The 22783-nt window shown below is 31.4% G+C and carries 21 protein-coding genes; 13 read left to right on the plus strand and 8 right to left on the minus strand.

All coding sequences use genetic code 11. The features are described from left to right. Positions 1–40 precede the first annotated feature (40 nt). The 6 genes from gyrA to dnaA form a co-directional block, all read right to left on the minus strand. Positions 41–2491, minus strand: coding sequence for a DNA gyrase subunit A (gyrA, locus tag KGNDJEFE_RS00890; RefSeq protein ID WP_006440942.1), 2451 nt, complete (start codon positions 2489–2491; stop codon positions 41–43). Positions 2492–2506: 15 nt separating this feature from the next. Further along, entirely contained in the window at positions 2507–4408 is a 1902-nt protein-coding gene (gene gyrB / locus KGNDJEFE_RS00895; protein WP_006440943.1) for a DNA topoisomerase (ATP-hydrolyzing) subunit B, read from the minus strand. Continuing rightward, complete coding sequence (gene recF, locus KGNDJEFE_RS00900; RefSeq protein ID WP_006440944.1) at positions 4409–5515, minus strand: DNA replication/repair protein RecF; 1107 nt, start codon at positions 5513–5515, stop codon at positions 4409–4411. It abuts the gene before it with no gap. Between the two features lie 12 nt (positions 5516–5527). Beyond that, positions 5528–5740 (minus strand): S4 domain-containing protein YaaA, encoded by a 213-nt coding sequence (gene yaaA / locus KGNDJEFE_RS00905; RefSeq protein WP_006440945.1) that lies wholly within the window; start codon positions 5738–5740, stop codon positions 5528–5530. Between the two features lie 278 nt (positions 5741–6018). Next, entirely contained in the window at positions 6019–7125 is a 1107-nt protein-coding gene (dnaN, locus tag KGNDJEFE_RS00910; RefSeq protein WP_006440946.1) for a DNA polymerase III subunit beta, read from the minus strand. A gap of 326 nt (positions 7126–7451) precedes the next feature. Continuing rightward, the gene (gene dnaA / locus KGNDJEFE_RS00915) at positions 7452–8801 is read right to left on the minus strand and encodes a chromosomal replication initiator protein DnaA (protein ID WP_040410703.1); all 1350 of its coding nucleotides are present in this window, start codon (positions 8799–8801) and stop codon (positions 7452–7454) included. A 721-nt stretch (positions 8802–9522) separates the two neighbouring features. Between dnaA and rpmH the strand changes: the two genes are divergently transcribed. From rpmH to KGNDJEFE_RS00975, 12 genes are all read left to right on the plus strand, one after another. After that, positions 9523–9657 carry a 50S ribosomal protein L34 gene (gene rpmH / locus KGNDJEFE_RS00920; RefSeq protein ID WP_006440948.1) on the plus strand — a complete coding sequence of 45 codons (135 nt, stop codon included), beginning with the start codon at positions 9523–9525 and terminating at the stop codon, positions 9655–9657. A 75-nt stretch (positions 9658–9732) separates the two neighbouring features. After that, positions 9733–10080 carry a ribonuclease P protein component gene (gene rnpA, locus KGNDJEFE_RS00925; protein WP_006440949.1) on the plus strand — a complete coding sequence of 116 codons (348 nt, stop codon included), beginning with the start codon at positions 9733–9735 and terminating at the stop codon, positions 10078–10080. A 24-nt stretch (positions 10081–10104) separates the two neighbouring features. Next, positions 10105–10347: a membrane protein insertion efficiency factor YidD gene (gene yidD, locus KGNDJEFE_RS00930; RefSeq protein WP_330360550.1), complete on the plus strand. Its 243-nt coding sequence runs from the start codon at positions 10105–10107 to the stop codon at positions 10345–10347. A gap of 25 nt (positions 10348–10372) precedes the next feature. Next, positions 10373–11080, plus strand: coding sequence for a YidC/Oxa1 family membrane protein insertase (locus KGNDJEFE_RS00935; protein WP_006440951.1), 708 nt, complete (start codon positions 10373–10375; stop codon positions 11078–11080). Beyond that, a complete protein-coding gene (gene jag / locus KGNDJEFE_RS00940; RefSeq protein ID WP_006440952.1) occupies positions 11052–11678 on the plus strand; it encodes an RNA-binding cell elongation regulator Jag/EloR in 627 nt (208 codons plus the stop codon). The genes KGNDJEFE_RS00935 and jag overlap by 29 nt, the downstream gene beginning before the upstream one ends. Before the next feature lie 127 nt (positions 11679–11805). Then, positions 11806–13185, plus strand: coding sequence for a tRNA uridine-5-carboxymethylaminomethyl(34) synthesis GTPase MnmE (gene mnmE / locus KGNDJEFE_RS00945; RefSeq protein WP_040410704.1), 1380 nt, complete (start codon positions 11806–11808; stop codon positions 13183–13185). A gap of 137 nt (positions 13186–13322) precedes the next feature. After that, on the plus strand, positions 13323–15212 hold the full coding sequence (mnmG, locus tag KGNDJEFE_RS00950; protein ID WP_006440954.1) for a tRNA uridine-5-carboxymethylaminomethyl(34) synthesis enzyme MnmG: 1890 nt from the start codon (positions 13323–13325) through the stop codon (positions 15210–15212). Next, a complete protein-coding gene (rsmG, locus tag KGNDJEFE_RS00955; RefSeq protein ID WP_006440955.1) occupies positions 15205–15930 on the plus strand; it encodes a 16S rRNA (guanine(527)-N(7))-methyltransferase RsmG in 726 nt (241 codons plus the stop codon). Before mnmG ends, rsmG begins: the two co-directional genes overlap by 8 nt. Before the next feature lie 40 nt (positions 15931–15970). Then, complete coding sequence (gene noc, locus KGNDJEFE_RS00960) at positions 15971–16777, plus strand: nucleoid occlusion protein (protein ID WP_006440956.1); 807 nt, start codon at positions 15971–15973, stop codon at positions 16775–16777. A 196-nt stretch (positions 16778–16973) separates the two neighbouring features. Continuing rightward, the gene (locus tag KGNDJEFE_RS00965) at positions 16974–18245 is read left to right on the plus strand and encodes an O-acetylhomoserine aminocarboxypropyltransferase/cysteine synthase family protein (protein ID WP_006440957.1); all 1272 of its coding nucleotides are present in this window, start codon (positions 16974–16976) and stop codon (positions 18243–18245) included. 11 nt (positions 18246–18256) lie between these two features. After that, entirely contained in the window at positions 18257–19177 is a 921-nt protein-coding gene (gene metA / locus KGNDJEFE_RS00970; RefSeq protein ID WP_006440958.1) for a homoserine O-acetyltransferase MetA, read from the plus strand. Between the two features lie 139 nt (positions 19178–19316). Continuing rightward, entirely contained in the window at positions 19317–20096 is a 780-nt protein-coding gene (locus tag KGNDJEFE_RS00975) for a ParB/RepB/Spo0J family partition protein (protein ID WP_040410705.1), read from the plus strand. A 224-nt stretch (positions 20097–20320) separates the two neighbouring features. Here the strand turns inward: KGNDJEFE_RS00975 and KGNDJEFE_RS00980 are convergent, their stop codons facing one another. After that, the gene (locus KGNDJEFE_RS00980) at positions 20321–20965 is read right to left on the minus strand and encodes a GerMN domain-containing protein (RefSeq protein ID WP_006440960.1); all 645 of its coding nucleotides are present in this window, start codon (positions 20963–20965) and stop codon (positions 20321–20323) included. A 342-nt stretch (positions 20966–21307) separates the two neighbouring features. On the opposite strand from KGNDJEFE_RS00980, the gene yedF reads away from it, so the two are divergent. Continuing rightward, complete coding sequence (gene yedF / locus KGNDJEFE_RS00985; protein ID WP_006440961.1) at positions 21308–21901, plus strand: sulfurtransferase-like selenium metabolism protein YedF; 594 nt, start codon at positions 21308–21310, stop codon at positions 21899–21901. A gap of 67 nt (positions 21902–21968) precedes the next feature. Here yedF and KGNDJEFE_RS00990 read toward each other — a convergent pair whose 3' ends face one another. Beyond that, positions 21969–22721, minus strand: a complete 753-nt coding sequence (locus KGNDJEFE_RS00990; protein ID WP_006440962.1) for a MerR family transcriptional regulator — start codon at positions 22719–22721, stop codon at positions 21969–21971. Positions 22722–22783 lie beyond the last annotated feature (62 nt).

Raw genomic sequence — 22783 nt, forward strand, 5'->3', positions numbered from 1 at the left:
ATAAGGGGTATGCCTTTTAGCATACCCCTTTAATATTTTCTTATTCTTCTGTTTCATCTTCCTCATCAGTAGTTATTTTAGCAATAGATACTATGCTAACTTCTTCATCTACATTCATAAGTTTAACTCCACTAGTTACCCTACCAAATATAGATATTTCATTTACTTTGATTCTTATTAATACTCCATCAGAGTTTATTATCATCATTTCATCGTCTTCAGCTACCATTTCAGCGCCTACGATTGAGCCTGTTTTTTCAGATATGTTGTAAGTTTTTATACCTTTACCAGCTCTTATCTGACTTCTGTATTCTTCAAGATCTGTTCTCTTTCCAAATCCATTTTCACTTACTACAAGCATATCAGTACCTTCACTAGCTAAGCTCATAGATACAACTGTATCTCCTTCTCCAAGTGTAATACCTTTAACACCCATAGCAGTTCTTCCCATACCTCTAACATCTTTTTCAGAGAATCTGATAGACATACCATTTCTAGTTACAAGCATAACATCCTGTTCGCCATCAGTTAATTTAACTCCTATAACCTCATCGCCTTCTTTAAGACCTATTGAGATTAATCCAGATTTATTGATATTCTTGAAGTCGCTTATCTTAGTCTTTTTAACCATACCCTTCTTAGTAGCTATTAGAAGATATTTATTTTCTTCTTTTCCATCTACATCTATAAGAGTAGCAATTTTTTCTCCAGGTCCAAGCTGAAGTAGGTTAACTATTGCAGTTCCCTTAGCCTGTCTCTTTCCTTCTGGTATTTCATATGCATTTAATCTAAATACTCTACCTCTGTTAGTGAAGAATAATAATCTACTATGAGTAGTAGTACTTATTAGGTGTTTTACGAAATCTTCTTCTCTTGTTGTAAGAGCAGATATTCCTCTTCCACCTCTCTTCTGACTTCTGTAAGTATCAGCAGGTAGTCTTTTTATATAACCAAAGTGAGTAAGAGTTATAGCTATTTCTTCTTCATCTATAAGGTCTATAACATCTATTTCACCTTCTGCATGCTGAATTTCTGTTCTTCTTTCATCAGTGTATTTATTTTTGATTTCTATTATTTCATCTTTGATTACTCCAAGTAATACTTCTTCACTTGCAAGTATTTCTTTTAATTCAGCTATTTTTTTCATTAGTTCGTCGTATTCAGCGTCTATTTTTTCTCTTTCTAATCCTGTAAGTCTATTAAGTCTCATTTCAAGGATAGCCTGAGCCTGTATTTCTGTTAGGCCGAATCTTTCAACTAATTTTTCTTTAGCTTCTGAAGAAGTTTTTGAAGATCTTATTGTTTCTATAACAGCATCTATATTATCTAGTGCTATTTTTAAACCTTCTAATATATGAGCTCTAGCTTCAGCTTTATTTAGCTCATATTTAGTTCTTCTTGTTACAACATCTTTCTGATGTTCTATGTAGTAGTGAAGAACTTCTTTAAGATTTAAACATTTTGGCTCTCCATTTACAAGTGCTATCATAATAACACTTATAGTTTCTTCCATCTGAGAATGTTTGTATAGATTATTTAAGATGATGTTTGCATTTACATCTCTCTTAAGCTCTATAACTATTCTCATACCATTTCTATTACTTTCATCTCTAAGGTCTGATATACCCTCGATTTTTTTATCTTTTACAAGTTCAGCTATTCTTTCAACTAATCTAGCTTTGTTTACCTGATATGGTATTTCTGTTACAACTATCTGCTGTTTTCCTTTTGGAAGTTCTTCTATTTCAGCTCTAGCTCTAACTTTTATCTTACCTCTACCTGTTCTGTAGGCTTCTTTTATACTTTCAGTTCCCATTATTATTGCACCAGTTGGGAAGTCAGGTCCTTTAACATATCCCATTAATTCCTCAACATCTGCATCTGGTCTATCTATTAGATGAACTGTCGCATCTATTACCTCACCTAAGTTATGTGGAGGTATAGATGTAGCCATACCAACTGCTATACCATTAGATCCATTTACTAATAGGTTAGGGAATCTCGCTGGAAGAACTAGTGGTTCTTTTAAAGATTCATCAAAGTTTGGCCCAAAGTCTACAGTTTCTTTATCTATATCTCTAAGTAATTCCATTGATAATTTACTCATTCTGGCTTCAGTATAACGCATTGCAGCAGGTGAGTCCCCATCTACTGAACCAAAGTTCCCATGACCATCAACTAGAGGAACTCTTGTTGAGAAGTCCTGAGCCATTTTTACCATTGCCATATATACTGAACTATCACCATGTGGATGGTACTTACCTAGAACGTCCCCGACAATACGGGCTGATTTTCTATATGGTTTATCTGGAGAAAGATTTAATTCATTCATAGAGTATAATATTCTTCTATGAACTGGTTTTAATCCATCTCTTACATCTGGAAGAGCACGCCCGACGATAACGCTCATTGAGTATTCTATGTAAGATTTTTTCATCTCACTAGCTATTTCTATCGGAAGTATTCTGCTAGTATTTTTTTCGTCCTGCATTTTTTATCTCCTCTCCTATACGTCTAGATTTCTAACATATTTTGCATTTTCCTGTATGAATTCTCTTCTTGGAGCAACTTTGTCTCCCATAAGCATAGAGAATATTTCATCAGCTATTGCAGCATCTTCTATAGTAACCTGTAGAAGAGTTCTTGTTTCTGGGTTCATTGTTGTATCCCAAAGCTGCTCTGGGTTCATTTCCCCAAGCCCTTTATATCTCTGTATATCGTATTTATCTCTACCTATTTCGTTAAGTAAATCGTCTAATTCTTTATCTGAGTATACATAGTATTCTTTCTTCTGTTTAGTAACCTTGTATAGAGGTGGCTGTGCAGCATACACATATCCCTCTTCTATTAAAGGTCTCATATATCTGAAGAAGAATGTTAATAAAAGTGTTCTGATGTGTGCCCCATCGACATCGGCATCGGTCATTATTATGATTTTGTGGTATCTAGCTTTTTCTAAATCAAAATCATTACCTATACCACATCCGTAAGCAGTTATCATATTTTTTATTTCATCAGAAGCTAATATTTTATCTAATCTTGATTTTTCAACATTTAAAATTTTACCTCTTAAAGGAAGTATAGCCTGAGTATTTCTATCTCTACCCTGTTTTGCAGAACCACCGGCAGAATCCCCTTCGACTAAGAATATTTCACTCTTAGATGGGTCTTTTTCTGAGCAGTCTGCAAGTTTTCCTGGTAGAGAAGTACTTTCAAGTACGCTTTTTCTTCTAGTTAATTCTCTTGCTCTCTTGGCAGCTTCTCTTGCTCTCTGTGCTCTAAGTGCTTTATCAACTATAACTTTTGCTGTATTTGGATTTTCTTCAAGGAATGATCCTAATTCCTCAACAGTAACACCATCCACTATACCTCTCATAAATGTATTACCAAGTTTTGTCTTTGTCTGACCTTCAAACTGAGGATCTGGAAGTTTTACAGATACAACAGCTGTAAGACCTTCTCTTATATCTTCCCCAGAAAGGTTTGAATCTTTATCTTTTAAAGCCCCATTTCTCTTAGCGTATTCATTTATAGTTTTTGTAAGAGCAGCTTTAAATCCTGCAAGGTGTGAACCACCTTCGTGAGTATTTATATTATTGGCAAATGAATATATATTTTCTGTATATCCATCTGTGTACTGCATAGCTATTTCAACTAGACAATCATCTACTTTTTTATCTATATATACTATATCTTCGTGTATTCCTGTTCTAGACTTATTAAGGAATTTAACGTATTCAACAAGACCTCCTGTATAATGGAAATCTCTATATTTTTCCTTACCTTCTCTTTTATCCTCAAATATTATTTTTATACCCTTATTTAAGAATGAAAGTTCTCTAAGTCTGTATTCAAGTGTATCGAAGCTAAATTCTATTTCATCGAAAACTTCTGCATCAGGCATAAAAGATATTATAGTACCTGTATGGTCTGATTCTCCAACTACCTCTAATTTAGTCTGAGGATTTCCTTTTTTGTATTCCTGTCTATAAGCCTTTCCATCTCTGTGAACTTCAGCCACTAACCATTCAGAAAGTGCATTAACAACAGAAACCCCAACACCGTGAAGACCTCCAGATACCTTATATCCTCCACCGCCGAATTTACCACCGGCATGAAGAACAGTAAGTACTGTTTCAAGAGTTGATAATCCAGTCTTTGGATGAACCTCTACTGGTATCCCCCTACCATCATCTTCTACAGTTATACTTCCATCTGCATTTATAGCAACGTATATTTTTGAGCAATTTCCAGCAAGTGCCTCATCTATACTGTTGTCTACTACTTCGTACACTAAATGATGTAGTCCTCTAGGACCAGTTGATCCAATGTACATTCCAGGTCTTTTTCTAACAGCTTCTAAACCTTCAAGAACCTGAATTTGACTTGCACCGTATTCCTGTTTCATTTAATTTCCTCCATTCTCCGTTTTAACTACTTTTCCATTATCTATATAAAAAACTGTAGTATTATTCATATCCAGTACGTTTTTATGTAGATACTCAGCAGTTGTAATAAACATTTGAACATCTTTTAGATTGTCGACCAAAAGCTTTTGTCTTTTTTCATCGAGCTCACTAAAAACATCGTCCAAAATTAGAAGCGGATATTCTCCAACTTCTCTATTTATAAGTTCTATTTCAGATAATTTCAACGATATAGACGCTGTCCTCTGCTGCCCTTGAGAGCCATAAAGTCTAACATCCAAACCATTTATCTGGATTAAAATATCGTCCTTATGAATCCCATATCCACTGATTCTCATATCTAAATCGTGCTTTCTCTTATCCTTTAAAATATTGATAAACTTATCTTTTACACTAGATTCATCATTTATCTGAATCTGGCTTTTATAAATAACATTTAAATCCTCTTTATTATCAGTCAATCTAGCATGCATATCTTTTGAAATCTCAGCAATTCTTTCAATAAATTTTTTCCTAAACATAAAAATCTTACTTCCGTAATCTGCCAAACTTTCATCGTATACATCCAAAAGATTTAAATCAGGATTCATATTTTTCAAAAGCTTGTTTCTATTCGCCAAAATTTTGTTATAACCAGTCAAAAGACCATAGTAGCCAGGTACAATCTGACTTATTTCCCTATCTATAAAGCTTCTTCTTATTTTAGGACCGTCTTTGACTAGCCTTAAATCTTCAGGCGAAAAAATAACGACATTTATATTTCCTAAAAGCTCAGCTAATTTTACGATAGGTATTTTATTTACCTTTATTCCCTTTTTAGCCTTACTTATAGCTATTTCAACCATTCCATTTCTTCCATTCTTTTCATAACCACCCCCGACATAAAGATTTTCTGTATTAAACTTAATAAGTTCTCTATCTCTATTCGTTCTAAATGATTTTCCAAATGCGAGTAAATATATGGATTCAGCTATATTTGTTTTTCCTTGACCATTAGATCCAAGTAATAAATTTATTCTATCGTTAAATTCTATATATAGCTTGTCGTAATTTCTATAATTAACCAATTGAAGATTTTTTAGTTTCACAAAAACTCTCCTCTATTCTGCTACAACTTTTATCATTTCGCCTTCAACTTCAATTATATCTCCGTCAAAAAGCTTTTTACCTCTTCTTGTTTCAACTTCTCCATTAACTTTTACAAGCTCTTCTGCTATAAGAAATTTAGCATGTCCTCCTGTAGAGGCTATGTCTGCTAATTTTAGAGCTTGATCAAGTTTTATGTATTCAGAATCTATTTTGATTTCTATCATACTCGATCCTCCTTTAAAAAATATAAACGGTAAATCATAAGATACCTAATTATATAATTATACCATATTTTTAAAAATTAAGCACTATAAGACAAAATACCCTATATGCTTATATATATGCCTTTATATTCGATTTGATAGCCTTATAATTATATTTTTATGTGCTACCTCAAGCCTGTTAAATACAAAACATACGTTCTTTAATTTTTTAAAATAAAAGCAGCTGAAATAAATTAAATTATCAGCTGCTTTTTATAAACTTTGTAAAATTTTATTTATTACATATTAGAAGACATTCTTACAGGAAGAAGTAAATAAGTGTAATCTATTTCATCAACTGGTTTTACTATACATGGATTCACATTTGTTGTAAATTCTATATATATTTCTTCACTGTCTATATTTTTAAGCCCTTCCATTAAATATCTTGAATTAAATGCTATGTCTAGGTATTCTCCTTCAAGCTCTAATGAAACTTCTTCATAAACATTTCCTCTATCAGTATTTGAAGTTATAACCATTGCATCATCTCTTATAGATAATTTTATAAGGTTATTTCTTTCTGACTGAGAAAGAAGAGATGCTCTTTCTATACTGTTTAAAAGTGCTTTTGATTTTAATTTTATTCTAGAATTATATTCTTTTGGAAGAAGTCTACTATAATCTATAAAATCTCCTTCTAATAATCTAGTTACTACTTTTGTATCTCCTAACATAAATACTGCATTTTTTTCAGTAAATCCTACATTTATGCTTCCTTCACCTGTCATTAAACTGTTTATATCAACTAATGTCTTTCCAGGTATTATAACTTTTATATCTTTTGTAAAACTATCTATTGAGCAGCTTCTAACTGCTAGTCTATATCCATCTATAGCAACAAGGCTTGCTTTTCCATTTTCAGCTTCTAAAAGCTCTCCCATTAATACAGGTTTTGTCTGGTCCTGAGATATAGCAAAAGATGTCTGTTTTATCATATCTTTTAGTAGTTCTTGAGGAATAGAATACATTTCACTTTCTTCTACATCTGAAAAAGCTGGATATTCTTCTGCTGAATGTCCTTTTATAGTAAATCTTGAGTTTTCACAATAGATATGTACATTATTATTTGCATCAGTTTCTATCTGTACAAATGAATCAGGTAACTTTCTAACTATATCTCCAAATAGTTTTGCATCAAGTACTATTTTTCCATCTTCTTCTATTTCAGACTGAACAAAAGTTTCTATTCTTATCTCTGCATCAGATCCAGTAAGTTTTAAAGCACCATTCTCAGTTGATAATAGGATACCTTTTAATAGCTCTATTGTCGTTCTACTATTTATAGCTTTTTGAACTATACTTATCTTTTGAGATAAAATTTTCTGATTGCATATAAGTTTCATTTTTTTCCTCCTTAGTTGTTTTGTGGATATCTTTTTTATCCTTAAAACTAAATAAATATATAAGAAACTTAGTAGTAATAGTAGTAAGGGGTGTTATTAATGTTGATAATTTGGATATGTGTTTAAATTTCAATAAAAACTTCTGTAGATAGTTTGTGAATATCTACCTTGACAACAATGTATTAATTTGTTGATAAATTATGGATAAAAGTTATTAACATTTTATTCTATATTTATCAACAAGAATAATGTGAATAGTTTTTATCAACATTAGATATTAAAAGTTTACTATTATCTACTATAATTTATAATTCCGATATTTAAATTTATCCTTTTAAGTCATTTATTATTTTTTCAACTTTTAATTTTAAATCGATATTTTCTTTTAAGTCTTTGCTTATTTTGTCGCAAGCATGTATTACAGTAGTATGATCTCTACCACCAAACTCTTCACCTATTTTTGGAAGAGAAAGGTCTGTTAAATCTCTAGATAAATACATAGCTATTTGTCTAGGATATGCAATGGCTCTGGTTCTTTTTTTAGAATTGAAATCTTCCATCTTTATATCAAAAACTTCAGCGACTTTTTCTTTAATTCTAACTACATTTATTTCAGATGTATTATAAGATACGATTATATCCTTTAATGCTTCAGTTGCAACTTCAAGAGAAACTTTCTTTTTAGTAAGTGAAGAGTATGCCATTACACGAGTAAGTGCACCTTCAAGTTCTCTTATGTTAGATTTTACATTTTTAGCTATATAATCAGTTACCTCATCAGGAACCTCTGTATTATCCATCTGAGCTTTCTTTCTAAGTATTGCTATTCTAGTTTCAAAGTCTGGAGGCTGAATATCAGTTATTAAGCCCATTTCGAATCTAGATCTTAATCTTTCTTCTAGTGTAGGTATGTCCTTTGGAGGTCTATCACTAGAAATTATTATCTGCTTGTTTGCTTCATGAAGAGTATTAAATGTATGGAAGAATTCTTCCTGAGTTCTTTCTTTGCCGGCTATAAACTGAACGTCGTCTATTAAAAGAACATCTACATTTCTATATTTGTTTCTAAATTCTTCATTTTTATCATCTTTTATAGAGTTTACAAGCTCGTTTGTAAATTTTTCAGAAGAAACATATACAACCTTTTGAGTGCTATCGGCTTCTAATATATGATGACCTATAGCTTGCATAAGGTGAGTTTTACCAAGTCCAACACCTCCATAAAGGAATAGAGGGTTGTAAGATTTTGCTGGAGATTCAGCTACTGCAACACATGCAGCGTGGGCAAAACTGTTACTGTTTCCTATGACAAAAGTATCAAAAGTATACTTTGGATTTAAATTACTTTCATATTTAGTAGGAGCCTTTGGAGATTTTGCTACAGAGCTTTTGGGATTAGAATCAATCTCTTTTAGTATAGAATCCATTTCTTTTTCATTATCTAAAACTACAATTTTTATATCCCTAGCAGTTACTTCTTTTACAACTCCAGCAAGTATAGAGCTGTATCTGTTGTTTAAAATATCTTTATTAAAATCGCTGTTAGCACAGATATATAAAGTATCATTGTGCAATAAAAGCGGTTTTACAGTAGCAAAAAATGCTTTAAAGGCTGCAGCTGAAACTTCACCTTTTAAAATTTGAAGTACTTTTTCCCACAGAGAATTGATGTCCATATTTGTATCCTCCAATTTCCGTTGCTTAGTTTTCAACATAATTATCAACAAATTTTATGTGGATATTGAAAAAATATAGGTTATGTTGATATAGTTGAAATATTGTTGATAAATGTTATATAAATTAAAAAAAGTAGATGTGAGTAAAAAAATATAAACAAATATGTTTATATAGTTATAAAGGTTTTAAACACATCTAAAATATTGAAATAATAACGTTTTATGATGAGTGATTTAAAATTATACACAGATATATCCACAGACTGTGTATAACTGTTGATATGTTAATAACATTTATCAACATAATTAACAAGTATTATTATAATATCAGAATAACAGGTAAACTTCAATAACTTATCCACAATATAAAAGAGTAAAAAAATATAATTTATCAACAAGTTCTTTTTAGAAAAATTTATTTTATATTTTTCTAGAGAAAATGTTTCTAAAAAAAGGGTTGAAAGCTGTTAGTGTATTTTGGTAATATAAAGGAAACTTTTAAAATATGAGGCAAAATTTTACTTCAATAAAAGATGGAGATTTGTAAGTCAAATGTTACATTAAATGAATATATTAATATTGTAAAAATTCTTTAACGTAACTTGAAAAATTCGTTGACAACAACCATTAAAGTAATTATAATAATATGTGTTATGTTTACTTTGAGGGTAAAAGTATATTTTTTATAAATGGAAATTAATGTGAAAGGCGGTGCTATAGAATGAAAAGAACTTATCAACCAAAGAAAAGACAGAGAAAAAAAGAACACGGATTCAGAAAAAGAATGAGATCTGCTAACGGAAGAAACGTGTTAAGAAGAAGAAGAGCTAAAGGAAGAAAGAGATTAACTCATTAATTAAAAAAAGGCCGCTTGTAGAGTGGCTTTTTTTGTAAAATTTATCGAGTTAAACTGTGTTTATTGGAGGAAATTATGGAATTTAATAACACTAAAGGTATTAAGAAAGACTACGAATTTAGAAAAATATATAAACACGGTAAATCTTTTGCAAATAAATATTTAGTAGTCTATATATTAAAGAATAAAACTGATCAAACTAGAATCGGAATTTCTATATCTAAAAAAGTAGGAAATGCGGTAACTAGAAATAGAATCAGAAGACTAATAAAAGAGAGCTATCGATTAAATATCGATGAAAATATAAAGAAAGGCTACGACTTAGTATTTATTTCCAGAGTAGCTGCTAAGGATGCAACTTATAAAGATATTGAAAAAGCAATGAATCATTTAATGAGAAAAAATAAGCTTTTGAATGAATAAAGGAGGTCCTATAGATTGGATAAAATAAGGAATTATATAGATAAAATCGGAAAACTTCTTGCAAAAGGATGTATAGTCTTGGTTAGATTTTATCAGAAATATATATCACCTTTAAAAGGTCCAACATGTAGATTTTATCCTACCTGTTCTCAATACTCTATAGAAGCATTCAAGAAATATGGATTTTTAAAGGGGTTATATTTGACCATAAGAAGAGTTTCGAAGTGTCACCCTTTCCATCCAGGTGGTTACGATCCATTGAAGTAAATCTATTTTGTAGGAGGTACAAGAAGTGACCAACTTAATAGGAAAATTATTTGGAAACATTCTAGGGGCAATATATGGCTTTACAGGAAGTTATGGGGTAGCAATTATACTATTCACTTTCTTAGTTAAATTACTATTAATGCCACTTACAATTAAGCAGACTAAATCTACTGTTGCAATGCAGGAGATAACACCAAGAGTTAATGAAATACAGGAAAAATACAAAAATAATCCTGAAAGACAGAACAAAGAAATAATGGAACTATATCAGAGAGCAAACATAAACCCTATGGCTGGATGTTTACCTCTACTTATACAGTTCCCTATATTAATAGGACTATTTAACCTACTAAAAGATCCAGTAGGTCTAGGAGCATTTGCTAGCCAGGCTGCTTTCAATCAGGCTAATGGACAGTTCTTATGGATGCAGAATCTTACAAATCCTGATACTATACTAGCTATATTATCTGGAGCAAGTGCATTTATAATGCAGAAAATAATGACTCCAAAAGAACAGGTTAATGGCCAGATGAAGATGATGACTTACATGATGGCAGGTTTATCATTCTACTGGGGATTCATATTCCCTGCAGGGCTTACTTTATACTGGACAATAAGTAATATATTCGCTATATTACAGCAGGTAATAGTAACAAAACCTCTAAAAGCTAAATTTGAAGCTGATATGAAGGAGGCTAGTAAAAATGGCAAAAAAAATAAAAATAAAAAGTAAATCACAGGAAGAAGCTGTAAAAAAAGCCCTTTTAGACCTTAATGTATCAGAGGAAGATATAGAAGTTGTAGAGTTAGAAGCTCCAAGCAAAGGATTCCTAGGATTTATAGGATCTAAAGAAGGTCTTTATGAAATAACTGTTATAGAAAGAGAAACAGATGTTGCTAAGTCATTTATAGAAACACTTCTAAAAAATGCAAAAGTAAATGCTGACGTAGAAGTTAAACAGGAAGATAACCTTATAAAAGTAAATATAAAAGGTGATGAAGCGGCTTGTCTAATAGGTAGAAGAGGAGATACTCTAGATTCTATCCAGTTCTTAACAGGACTAGCTTTAAACAAGATAAACAAAGATTCTCACACTAGAGTACTTGTAGACATAGAAAACTACAGAGAAAAAAGAGAAGAATCTTTAATAAGATATGCTAATAAAATGGCTAGAGAAGTAGCTAAAACTAAAAAAACAAAAAAACTTGACTATATGAATCCATATGAAAGAAGAATAATACATTCTGCTCTTCAGAACGATAGATATGTTATAACATATAGTGAAGGAACTGATCCATATAGAAGATTAGTAATAGAATACAAAAGATAGTTAAATAATCGCAAAGCGAGAAATTTTTCTGTTTTGGGAAATAAAATTTGGCCTCCTATGTTATAGGAGGTTTTATTTTTGGTATAATAGTATATATATTTTTTAAACGTGCAAAGAGGTGATAAATTTGTTTATAGATGATACAATAGCAGCAATTGCAACAGCGCCTGGAGAAGGTGGAATCGGAATAATAAGAATAAGTGGTCCAAAATCACTAGAAGTTGCTGAAGAAATATTCTTCTCAATGTCTGGAAAGAAAATATCAGAATATCCAGCTAGAACATTAATCTTTGGAAATATAAAAGACGGAGATAAAAAAATAGATGAGGTTCTAGTTGCATATATGAAAGGGCCAAACTCTTATACAGCTGAAGATGTTATAGAAATAAACTGCCATGGTGGGTTTATTTCTGTAAAAAGAATATTAGAATTAGTACTTTCTAAAGATGTAAGACTTGCAGAAGCTGGAGAATTTACAAAGAGAGCATTCTTAAATGGAAGAATAGACCTATCTCAGGCAGAAGCGGTAATAGACGTAATAAATGCAAAAACAGATAAGGCACATGAAGTAGCAGAAAACCAGCTTGATGGATCTCTATCTAATAGAATAAGAGAATTTAGAGAAAAAGTAACTGAGCTATTAGCACAGGTTGAAGTTGCTATAGACTATCCAGAAGAAGACATAGAATTTATAGCATATACTACTCTAGAAGAAAAAACTAGAGAATTAAATAAAGATATTAAAAAATTATATGAAACATCAGAAAGCGGAAAAATATTTAGAGAAGGTTTAAAAACTGTAATAGTTGGGAAGCCAAATGTTGGTAAATCATCTCTTCTAAACAGTATTCTTGGTGAAAATAGAGCAATCGTAACGGATATACCAGGAACAACTAGAGATGTTATAGAAGAATTTGTAAATATAAAAGGTATACCGCTAAAAATAGTGGATACTGCTGGTATAAGAGAAACAGACGATGTAGTTGAAAAAATAGGTGTTGAAAAGTCAATGGCATCATTTGATACAGCAGACCTAATAATAATGGTTGTAGACTCTTCATCAGAACTATCTGAGGAAGATAGAGAAATATTAGAAAAAGTACAGGGTAAGGAAACTATACTTCTACTTAATAAAACTGACCTACCTCAGGTAATAGACGAAGAAGAAGTTAAAAAATACGTAAATGAAGAAAATATAATAAAAATATCAGCGCTTCACAATGAAGGCATAGAAGATGTACACGATAGAATAGAAGCTATGGTTTACAAGGGAGATATAAAAAGTTCTTCAAATGTTATAATAACAAACTCTAGACATAAAGATGCGCTTTATAGAGCGATGAAATCTGCAGAGGATGCGATGAGAGCAATAGAAGATAGAATGCCTCTAGATTTTGTAGAAGTTGATTTAAAGAATATATGGGATTATCTTGGATATATAAACGGAGATACAGTAAGTGAAGATTTATTAGACAATATATTCCATAATTTCTGTATAGGAAAATAATTATTATAAACAAATAAAGTAATTAAAAAATACGGGCTAAATTAGTCTTTTATATAAAGGTTTTTCATGGAACATATGTAGAACAAAATGTAATGAAATATTAGGACGTACAAATTATATGAGAAAGGTGGAAAAAGATGAGAAAATTTGAGGCTGAAAGCTATGATATCGTAGTTGTCGGTGCTGGACATGCTGGATGTGAGGCAGCACTTGCATCTGCAAGAATGGGACATAAAACAGCTATGATAACAATGTCATTAGATTCTATAGCAGCACTTGCCTGTAACCCTTCAATAGGTGGAACAGGAAAAGGGCATTTAGTTAGAGAAATAGATGCACTTGGTGGAGAAATGGGTCTAAATATAGATAAAACATTTATCCAGAGTAGAATGTTAAATACTGCAAAGGGGCCAGCTGTACATTCTCTAAGAACTCAGGCGGATAAATTTAGATACCACGAAGAAATGAAAAAAACTATAGAAAATCAGGAAAATCTTGATTTAATAATGGATGAAGTTGTAGAAATAGCTCATGACGGGCAGACTGTTACAGGTGTAATAACTAGAATGGGTGCTATATACAGAGCAAAAGCTACAATACTTGCTACAGGAGTATATTTAAACTCAAAAATATTTATAGGAGAGGTATCATTTAATGAAGGTCCAAATGCATTAGGATATGCAGCATATCTAACAGATAGTTTAAAAGAACTTGGACTTAGAATGAGAAGATTTAAAACAGGAACGCCTTGTAGAGTACATAGAGATAGCGTAGATTTTTCTAAAATGGATAGACAGGATGGGGATGCAAAAATAGTTCCATTCTCATTTATGAACGATAAAATAGAAAGAGAACAGGTTCCATGTTACCTAACTAGAACTACTGCTGAAACAAAACAGATGATAGAGGAAAATATAAAAAGATCTGCAATGTATGGTGGAGAAATAGAAGGCGTTGGACCTAGATACTGTCCATCAATAGAAGATAAAATAGTGAGATTTTCAGACAAAGAAACTCATCAGATATTTATAGAACCAGAAGGATTAAATACAAAAGAAATGTACGTTCAGGGACTTTCTACAAGTTTACCTTTTGAAATACAGAAAGATATGTATAAAACTGTATTAGGTCTTGAAAATGTAAAAGTAATGAGACCTGCTTATGCAATCGAGTATGATTGTATAGATCCAACTCAGTTAAAACTAAACCTTGAAATAAAAGGTGTAGAAAACTTATTCAGTGCAGGACAGTTCAATGGAACATCAGGGTATGAAGAAGCTGCAGCACAGGGATTAATAGCTGGGATAAATGCAGTTAGAAAAATAGAAGGAAAAGAACCATTTACACTAGATAGATCAGAAGCATATATAGGTGTTCTTTTAGATGACCTTGTAACTAAGGGAACTAACGAGCCTTATAGAATGATGACTTCAAGATGTGAATATAGATTATATTTAAGACAGGACAATGCAGATATGAGACTTACAGAAAAAGGATATGAAATAGGTCTTGTAACTGAAGAAAGATATCAGAAATACCTAGCTAAAAAAGAAATGGTAGAAAAAGAATTTGAAAGATTAAAAGAAGTTAGAGTAACTCCAAAAGAATCAAATGAAGTAATGGAAGCTCATGGATTTGCTAAGCTAAACGTAGGATTATCTTTATATGAATTCTTAAAAAGACCAGAAGTTGATTATGCATTAATAGACGAACTTGGCAAAGGTGCTGGTGATGATGTACCTGATTATGTAAAAGAACAGTGTGTAATAGTCACTAAATACGAAGGCTATATAGATAAACAGTTAAAACAGATAGACCAATTTAAAAAGCTAGAAAGCAAAAAATTAAGCGAATCAATAAACTACTCTGAAATAGAAGGATTAAGACTAGAAGCTAGACAGAAACTAGATGCAATAAAACCAAACTCTGTTGGTCAGGCATCGAGAATATCTGGAGTTTCTCCAGCTGATATCTCTGTACTTCTTGTATACCTTGAACAGATGAGAAGAGGTAAGAAAAATGACTAATGTAAATAGAGAGCTATTAAAAAATGGAATAGAAGATTTTGGTTTAACAGCAGACGATAAAACATTAGATAGATTTAGAATGTATAGAGAACTTCTTGCTGAATGGAACCGGAAAATGAATCTGACAGGAATAGACGACGAAAAAGGAACATATATAAAACACTTTTTAGACTCAGTATCTGCTGTAAAAGGTGGATATATAAAAGACGGAATGTCTATAATAGATGTAGGAACAGGTGCAGGATTCCCTGGGGTTCCATTAAAAGTGTGTTTAGAAAATACAAAAGTAACTCTACTAGATTCTTTAAATAAAAGAATAAACTTCCTTCAGGAAGTATGCAATCAGTTAGAGCTTGAAGATGTAGAGTTTATACATGGTAGAGCAGAAGACTTTGGAAAAAATCCAGATTATAGAGAACAGTACGATGTAGCTACAGCTAGAGCAGTTGCTGGACTTCCAATATTAATGGAATTCTGTGTACCATTTATAAAGGTAGGAGGATACTTTGTATGTTTAAAAGGACCTAATGCCGATTTAGAGCTTGAAGAATCTAAAAAGGCTATGGAAGTTCTTGGAATAGAATTTGTTGAAAAGCTAGATATACAGCTTCCAGAAACAGATTTAAACCACAACATACTGGTATTCAAAAAAGTATCTGAAACACCTTCAAAATATCCGAGAAAAGCTGGAAAACCAGCAAAATCACCGATAAAATAATTTCCCGGAAAATAATTCTATAAAGTAAGAGAGGATAATTATGGGAGAAAAAAAGATAATAGAAGTAGAAATAGACAGCATATTACCAAATCCATATCAGCCTAGACTTCACTTTTCAGATAGTGCATTAAAAGAATTGGCTGATTCTATAAAAATACACGGAATTATACAGCCGATAACTGTCAGAAAAAAAGATGATCACTATGAAATAGTTGCTGGAGAAAGAAGATTTAGAGCATCTAAATTAGCTGGACTTGAAAAAGTTCCAGTTATAATAACTGATATGAATGATGAGGCTTCTGCAGTTGTTGCGATGCTTGAAAACCTACAGAGAGAAGATTTAGACTACCTAGAAGAAGCTATAGGATATAGCAACTTAATAAAGGAATATGGATTTACACAGCAGCAGCTTGCGGAAAAATTAGGAAAAAGTCAGTCTACAATAGCCAACAAGATAAGACTTCTAAAGCTTCCTGAACATATAAGAAATGAAGCTATGGAAAAAGGATTATCTGAAAGACATACAAGAGCACTTCTAAAGCTTTTAAAACTAGATGATGAAGAAATTATAAGAAAAGCAATAGATAAGATATCTAAAAATCAGATGACAGTTAAAAAAGCTGAAACTATGATAAAAGATATCCTAGATAATCCTAAAGAAGAGCCTAAAACAGAGGAAGAGCCACCTAAAAGAAATATGAAGGCTATGATAAATATGAGAATATACCTAAACACTATAAAGCAGGCGTATGATATGATAAAAAATACTGGGGTAGATGCTCAGTATAAAGAAGTTGAAAAAGACGATTACGTAGATGTAATTGTTAGAATACCAAAAAGAAAATAAATAAAAATAAAAAGTAACTATGAAAGTATTATTTTGTAGTTACTTTTTTTTATGGAATTTATGCAATAAAAATTTCAGATAAAAAATAAAAAGAGTTTATCGTATTTATAAATCTGAAAATTATAATTGACATTGTCAGAAAAATAATATATATTTTAATTTTATAAATATTTAAAATTAATAGGAGGAATTTAAAATGACAGGAATAGAAACAAAATGTGTACAATCAGGATACAAACCAGGAAATGGAGAACCAAGACAGCTTCCTATATACCAGAGTACAACTTTTAAATACGATACAAGTTCAGATATGGGTAAATTATTCGACCTTGAATCAGATGGATATATGTATTCAAGACTTGCAAACCCTACATGCGATTTTGTGGCAAAAAAAATAGCTGACCTTGAAGGTGGAACAGCGGCAATGCTTACAAGCTCAGGTCAGGCAGCAAACTTCTTTGCAGTATTCAATATAGCTGAAGCTGGAGATCATATAGTTTCATCAGCTACAATATATGGTGGAACATTTAACCTTTTCTCTGTAACAATGAAAAAAATGGGAATAGATTTTACATTTGTATCACCAGATTGTACAGAAGAAGAACTTAACCGGGCATTTAGACCAAATACAAAGGCGGTATTTGGTGAAACAATAGCAAACCCTGTACTTACAGTACTTGATATAGAAAAATTTGCAAAAGCAGCACATGCACATGGTGTTCCTCTAATAGTAGATAATACATTTGCTACACCTATAAACTGTAGACCTTTTGAATGGGGAGCAGATATAGTAACTCACTCTACAAGTAAATATATGGACGGTCATGCATCTGCAATAGGTGGATGTATAGTTGATTCGGGAAAATTTGACTGGACAAAATATCCTGACAAATTCCCTGGACTATGTACTCCAGATGAAAGTTATCATGGTGTTACATATACAGAAAAATTTGGTATAGAAGGAGCATTTATAACTAAATGTGTGGCTCAGCTTATGAGAGATTTCGGCTCAAATCAGCAGGCACAGATTGCATACCTTCTTAACATAGGACTTGAAAGTCTTCATCTAAGAGTAAAAAGACATTGTGACAGTGCACTTAAGGTAGCAAAATTCCTTGAAGAAAACGAAAATATAGCATGGGTAAATTATCCTGGACTTGAAAGCAATAAATACTATGAAACAGCAAGTAAATATCTTCCAAATGGAAGCTGTGGAGTAATAAGCTTTGGTGTAAAAGGCGGAAGAAAAGCTGCTGAAGAATTTATGGGAAAACTTAAAATAGCTAATATAGAAACACATGTTGCAGATTCTCATACATGTTGTCTTCATCCAGCAAGCTCAACGCACAGACAACTTTCTGATGAACAGCTTGTAGATGCAGGAGTTTCTGCGGATCTTGTAAGACTTTCAATAGGACTTGAAGATCCGAAAGATATAATAGAAGATTTAAAACAGGCACTTTTATAGGGGGTGTTTATATGCCTATAAAAATACCGGATGCACTTCCAGCAGCGAAGACGCTAAAAGAAGAAAATATATTTGTAATGACAGAAAAAAGAGCTATAACTCAGGATATAAGACCGCTTAGAGTTGTAATTCTGAATCTGATGCCTAAAAAAATAGAAACAGAAACACAGATATCAAGACTACTTGGAAATTCTCCAATACAAGTAGAACTTGAACTTATAGCTACAAAAAGTCATACATCAAAAAATACACCGATAGAACATATGCTGTCATTTTATAAAACATTTGATGATATAAAAGACCAGAAATTTGACGGTATGATAATAACAGGAGCTCCGGTTGAGATGATGCCTTTTGAAAAGGTGGATTACTGGGATGAACTGTGTGAAATAATGGAATGGTCTAAAAAGAACGTACACAGTACATTCCATATATGCTGGGGAGCACAGGCTGGGCTTTATTATCACTATGGTATAAATAAAAAAATACTTCCTCAGAAGATGTTTGGGGTATTTCCTCATAAAGTTGAATTCAAAAACTCTACACTTTTCAGAGGATTTGACGATATATTCTATGTACCTCATTCAAGACATACAACAGTAAGCAGAGATGATATAGAAAAAGAGCCGAAACTAGATATACTTTCTTCTTCAGATGAAGCTGGGGTATATGCAGTTGCTACAGAGTCTGGAAATCAGATATTCATAATGGGACATTCAGAATACGATGCGGTAACTCTGGAAGCTGAATATCTGAGAGATAAAAATGCAGGACTTGAGATAGCGGTTCCGAAAAACTACTATCCCAATGATGACGATACAAAACAACCTATGGTAACATGGAGATCTGGTGCAAATCTTCTTTATTCAAATTGGCTTAATTATTTTGTATACCAGACAACTCCTTACGATATAAACAAAGTTAGAGTATAATTAAAAAATTGAATAAATGTCAAAAAATAAGGATATGGAAACATATTCTTATTTTTTAATTTATTAAAAAAATAGATATAAAAAAATAGGCTTAGGTTATATAATATAAGATAACAAATATTAAAGGAAGATGATAAATATGAAAGAGATTGAAATATATAAAATATATCCCAATAAAAATCAGCCAAGAAAGAATTTTGACGAAGAAAAGATTCAGGAATTAGCAGACTCAATAAATAAATATGGACTATTGCAGCCAATAATACTAAAGGAAGATTCAAATGGAGAATATATGATAATTGCTGGAGAGAGAAGATTCACAGCTTGCAAAAAACTAGGAATGAAAAAAATACCAGCTATAATAAAAGATGTTTCATACGAGGAAATAGATAAATTGGCGATAATAGAAAACCTACAGAGAGAGGATTTAAGCCCTGTTGAAGAGGCAAAAGCGTATAAAAGACTTATAGAAAAATACAACCTTACACAGACACAATTATCCGAATCTGTTGGAAAGAGTAGACCGTATATAACAAACAGTATGAGATTATTAAACCTTTGTGATAAAGTGCTAGATATGCTAGATAAAAATGAAATAAGTTCAGGACATGGAAAAGTTCTTTTAAGAATTGATGATATTGAAGAACAGGAAAGACTTGCAAAAAAAATTGTAAGGGATAAACTTTCTGTACGTCAGCTTGAGTCTATAGTTAATAATATGCAGAACAAAGAAAAAAAAGAGAAAAATAAACCTGTGTATGAGAAGGATTTATTTGTACTTCAAGCAGAGGATACTATGAGAAATATACTAGGTACTAAGGTGAATATAACTAAGGGTAAAAAGAGTGGAAAGATTGAGATAGAGTACTATAGTGACGAAGATTTAGAAGCTATAATAAATATGCTTTTAGGGGAATAAAAAAAGTGTAGCCCTTCTGGCTAGAAAGGGCTACACCTCGAAACGTAAACTATAAAAAAGTATCGACTACCTAACGATAAATAGTCAATAGAACATATTATACCATAAAAGAAAAAAATTGGAATACTATAAAATTAATTTAAACTAAAATTAATTTTTAACAAATAAAAAAGGTCATCCTAAATGGATGACCTTATATTTTATAAACTTAAAATATAAAATATTTAATTTTCATCAGCTTCAACATCTTCGCCAGTCCCCTGATTTAATCCAGTTCTCTGTGGTTTTAGATAATCGCCTTTACCTAATACTATATGACCACTTTCATAATCTCCACCGTCAACTGTAATCTGTAGCTGCTCGATATCAAAGTTTTCTATAAATGTCTGAGCAACAGCATCTAGCATTAAAGACTCTGCACTACTTCCTAGATTAGAATTAACAAATGCTTTATTGACATCTAGGATACCAGTTTCTGTACCGTCAGCCTCAGTTATATCAAAGCTATTCATTTTTGCATCTTTAGGTATAACTCCTAGATTCTGTAGGCTTTCAAATACCTGTTCTGGAGTTTCCTTTTTACCGTCAATTCTATTTTCTATTAATTTTTCATTATCTAAATCGTAGTTGTATACTATTATACTTTCTTCAGCTTCTTCTTCATTTTCTAGCTTATCTTTGTCGTCTTTATTGTCTTTGTCATTTTTATCATCTTTTTTATCCTCATTCTTATCAGAGTTTTCCTGCTGAGTCTGAGTTGTGCTATTCTTATCTTCTTCTTTTTTGCTACTATCAGTTTTGCTACATCCCACAAAAGCAACCGCTAAAGCAAGAACTAGCGCAAATGATGTTAATTTTTTTATTTTCATAATACTTTCCTCCTAAATTAAAAAATTACATTAGAATTATATTTTGAACGGCGAATATATAACTCACCAAATTCAATTAAGTATTTGGATTAGTTATATTATACTACACTTTGAAAATATAGAGGCTACAAAAGGATTACAACGGATTTGGATAATCCTTGTCGTTAATGAAGAAGTTGTAACCTAAAAGTATATACTATGAAAAATATGTGACAAATTTATATAGACGTTGTAAAATTAGGATATAGAAAAAATCTATAAAAAGTATATCACTATATATATTTAGATGTGATAAAATTAAAAAGTAAAATAAATTAATTTTTTAAAGGGAGATGTTTAAAAATGATAAAAGTAGATGCTAGAGGATTAGCTTGTCCAAAACCAGTTATAAACACTAAAAAAGAATTAGAAAAAATAGCTGAAGGAACAGTAGTTACTACAGTTGATAACACTACTGCGAAAGAAAATCTTTTAAAATTAGCTAGATCTCTTAACTGTGAAGCAACAGTTATAAAAGAAGAAGACGGTGAAATAGAAGTTCAGATAGTTAAAGGGGAAGCTGCAGCTGAAGTAGCTACTGAATCAAATGACGATTTATGTGATCAGGTAGTATTTATATCATCTGATAGAATGGGTTCAGGAAATGATGAATTAGGAAAAGTTCTTATAAAAGGATTCATATACACTTTAACAGAAACAAAACCATATCCAAAAGCAGTTGTTCTAGTTAACGGTGGTGTTACACTATCTACTGAAAACGAAGCTACTGTAGAAAATCTTAAAAAATTAGAAGAAGCTGGTGTACAGGTATTATCTTGTGGAACATGCTTAGACTACTATGGACTAAAAGATCAGTTAAAAGCTGGTGTAGTAAGTAATATGTACGACATAGTTGAAACATTAAAAGGTGCATCAAACACAATAACAATAGGATAATTTTTAAAACTAAATACAATAAAATAAAATGGACTACTACAAAATTTGTAATAGTCCATTTCTTATTTTATAAATTATTTTCTATAGCCATAGATAGATAGTCGGCACACCCTTCTATATTTCTATCGTAATATTCTTTAAATCTCTCATCCATTATATACATCATAGCAAGTGATTTATGTGCTTCTACGCTATATTTATTCCATGTCATTTTTATCCATTTTTGATGCATATTAGCAAGTTCTTTTGCTTCTTTGCTATCTAAATCTAGATTTTCTTTTACACATTTTTCAACTAGAGTAAGGATATTTTCTTCTAATTCTTTAAACATATTATAATCCTCCTCGCTCATATTAAGCATTTTTCTATTAGATTCATCAACTGAATCATTTCCATATTTTTCCCTTATTTCTTTTCCGTAATTTTTTTCATTTTCATCTACTAAATTCTTTTTAAATACTTCAAACTTTTCCTTATCACTCATATTATATTCTCCTTTCAATGATTTTATAGATAGTTTTACAGAATTAATCATTCTATCTATTTTTTTCTTTTCTTCCTCAAGACTAACAAGATGTTCTTCAAGAGCAGAATATAAATCAAAATCTTTACGATAGATTATTTCCTTAATTGTTTGCAGATCAAGCCCTCTTTCTTTGTAAAAAAGTATCTGCTGCAAAAGAGCTACCTCATTATCATCATAATATCTATATCCAGATTCATTTATAAAGCTTGGTTTTAATAATCCAATCTCATCATAATATCTAAGTGTTCTCGAGCTTACACCTGATATTTCAGAAAGTTTTCCTGTACTGTACATTTAAAATCCCTCCCTACAAATAACAGTTTAATCTATTACGCAACGTAAGAGTCAATAAAAAA

Source organism: Peptacetobacter hiranonis, assembly GCF_008151785.1.
Classification (GTDB): domain Bacteria; phylum Bacillota; class Clostridia; order Peptostreptococcales; family Peptostreptococcaceae; genus Peptacetobacter; species Peptacetobacter hiranonis.

What these genes read in the sequence shown, in the direction of transcription:
- gyrA (WP_006440942.1), bottom strand. Translation starts at nt 2,491, where the DNA reads ATGCAGGACGAAAAAAATACTAGCAGAATACTTCCGATAGAAATAGCT.
- gyrB (WP_006440943.1), bottom strand. Translation starts at nt 4,408, where the DNA reads ATGAAACAGGAATACGGTGCAAGTCAAATTCAGGTTCTTGAAGGTTTA.
- yaaA (WP_006440945.1), bottom strand. Translation starts at nt 5,740, where the DNA reads ATGATAGAAATCAAAATAGATTCTGAATACATAAAACTTGATCAAGCT.
- dnaN (WP_006440946.1), bottom strand. Translation starts at nt 7,125, where the DNA reads ATGAAACTTATATGCAATCAGAAAATTTTATCTCAAAAGATAAGTATA.
- dnaA (WP_040410703.1), bottom strand. Translation starts at nt 8,801, where the DNA reads ATGGACATCAATTCTCTGTGGGAAAAAGTACTTCAAATTTTAAAAGGT.
- rpmH (WP_006440948.1), top strand. Translation starts at nt 9,523, where the DNA reads ATGAAAAGAACTTATCAACCAAAGAAAAGACAGAGAAAAAAAGAACAC.
- rnpA (WP_006440949.1), top strand. Translation starts at nt 9,733, where the DNA reads ATGGAATTTAATAACACTAAAGGTATTAAGAAAGACTACGAATTTAGA.
- jag (WP_006440952.1), top strand. Translation starts at nt 11,052, where the DNA reads ATGGCAAAAAAAATAAAAATAAAAAGTAAATCACAGGAAGAAGCTGTA.
- mnmG (WP_006440954.1), top strand. Translation starts at nt 13,323, where the DNA reads ATGAGAAAATTTGAGGCTGAAAGCTATGATATCGTAGTTGTCGGTGCT.
- rsmG (WP_006440955.1), top strand. Translation starts at nt 15,205, where the DNA reads ATGACTAATGTAAATAGAGAGCTATTAAAAAATGGAATAGAAGATTTT.
- noc (WP_006440956.1), top strand. Translation starts at nt 15,971, where the DNA reads ATGGGAGAAAAAAAGATAATAGAAGTAGAAATAGACAGCATATTACCA.
- KGNDJEFE_RS00965 (WP_006440957.1), top strand. Translation starts at nt 16,974, where the DNA reads ATGACAGGAATAGAAACAAAATGTGTACAATCAGGATACAAACCAGGA.
- metA (WP_006440958.1), top strand. Translation starts at nt 18,257, where the DNA reads ATGCCTATAAAAATACCGGATGCACTTCCAGCAGCGAAGACGCTAAAA.
- KGNDJEFE_RS00975 (WP_040410705.1), top strand. Translation starts at nt 19,317, where the DNA reads ATGAAAGAGATTGAAATATATAAAATATATCCCAATAAAAATCAGCCA.
- KGNDJEFE_RS00980 (WP_006440960.1), bottom strand. Translation starts at nt 20,965, where the DNA reads ATGAAAATAAAAAAATTAACATCATTTGCGCTAGTTCTTGCTTTAGCG.
- yedF (WP_006440961.1), top strand. Translation starts at nt 21,308, where the DNA reads ATGATAAAAGTAGATGCTAGAGGATTAGCTTGTCCAAAACCAGTTATA.
- KGNDJEFE_RS00990 (WP_006440962.1), bottom strand. Translation starts at nt 22,721, where the DNA reads ATGTACAGTACAGGAAAACTTTCTGAAATATCAGGTGTAAGCTCGAGA.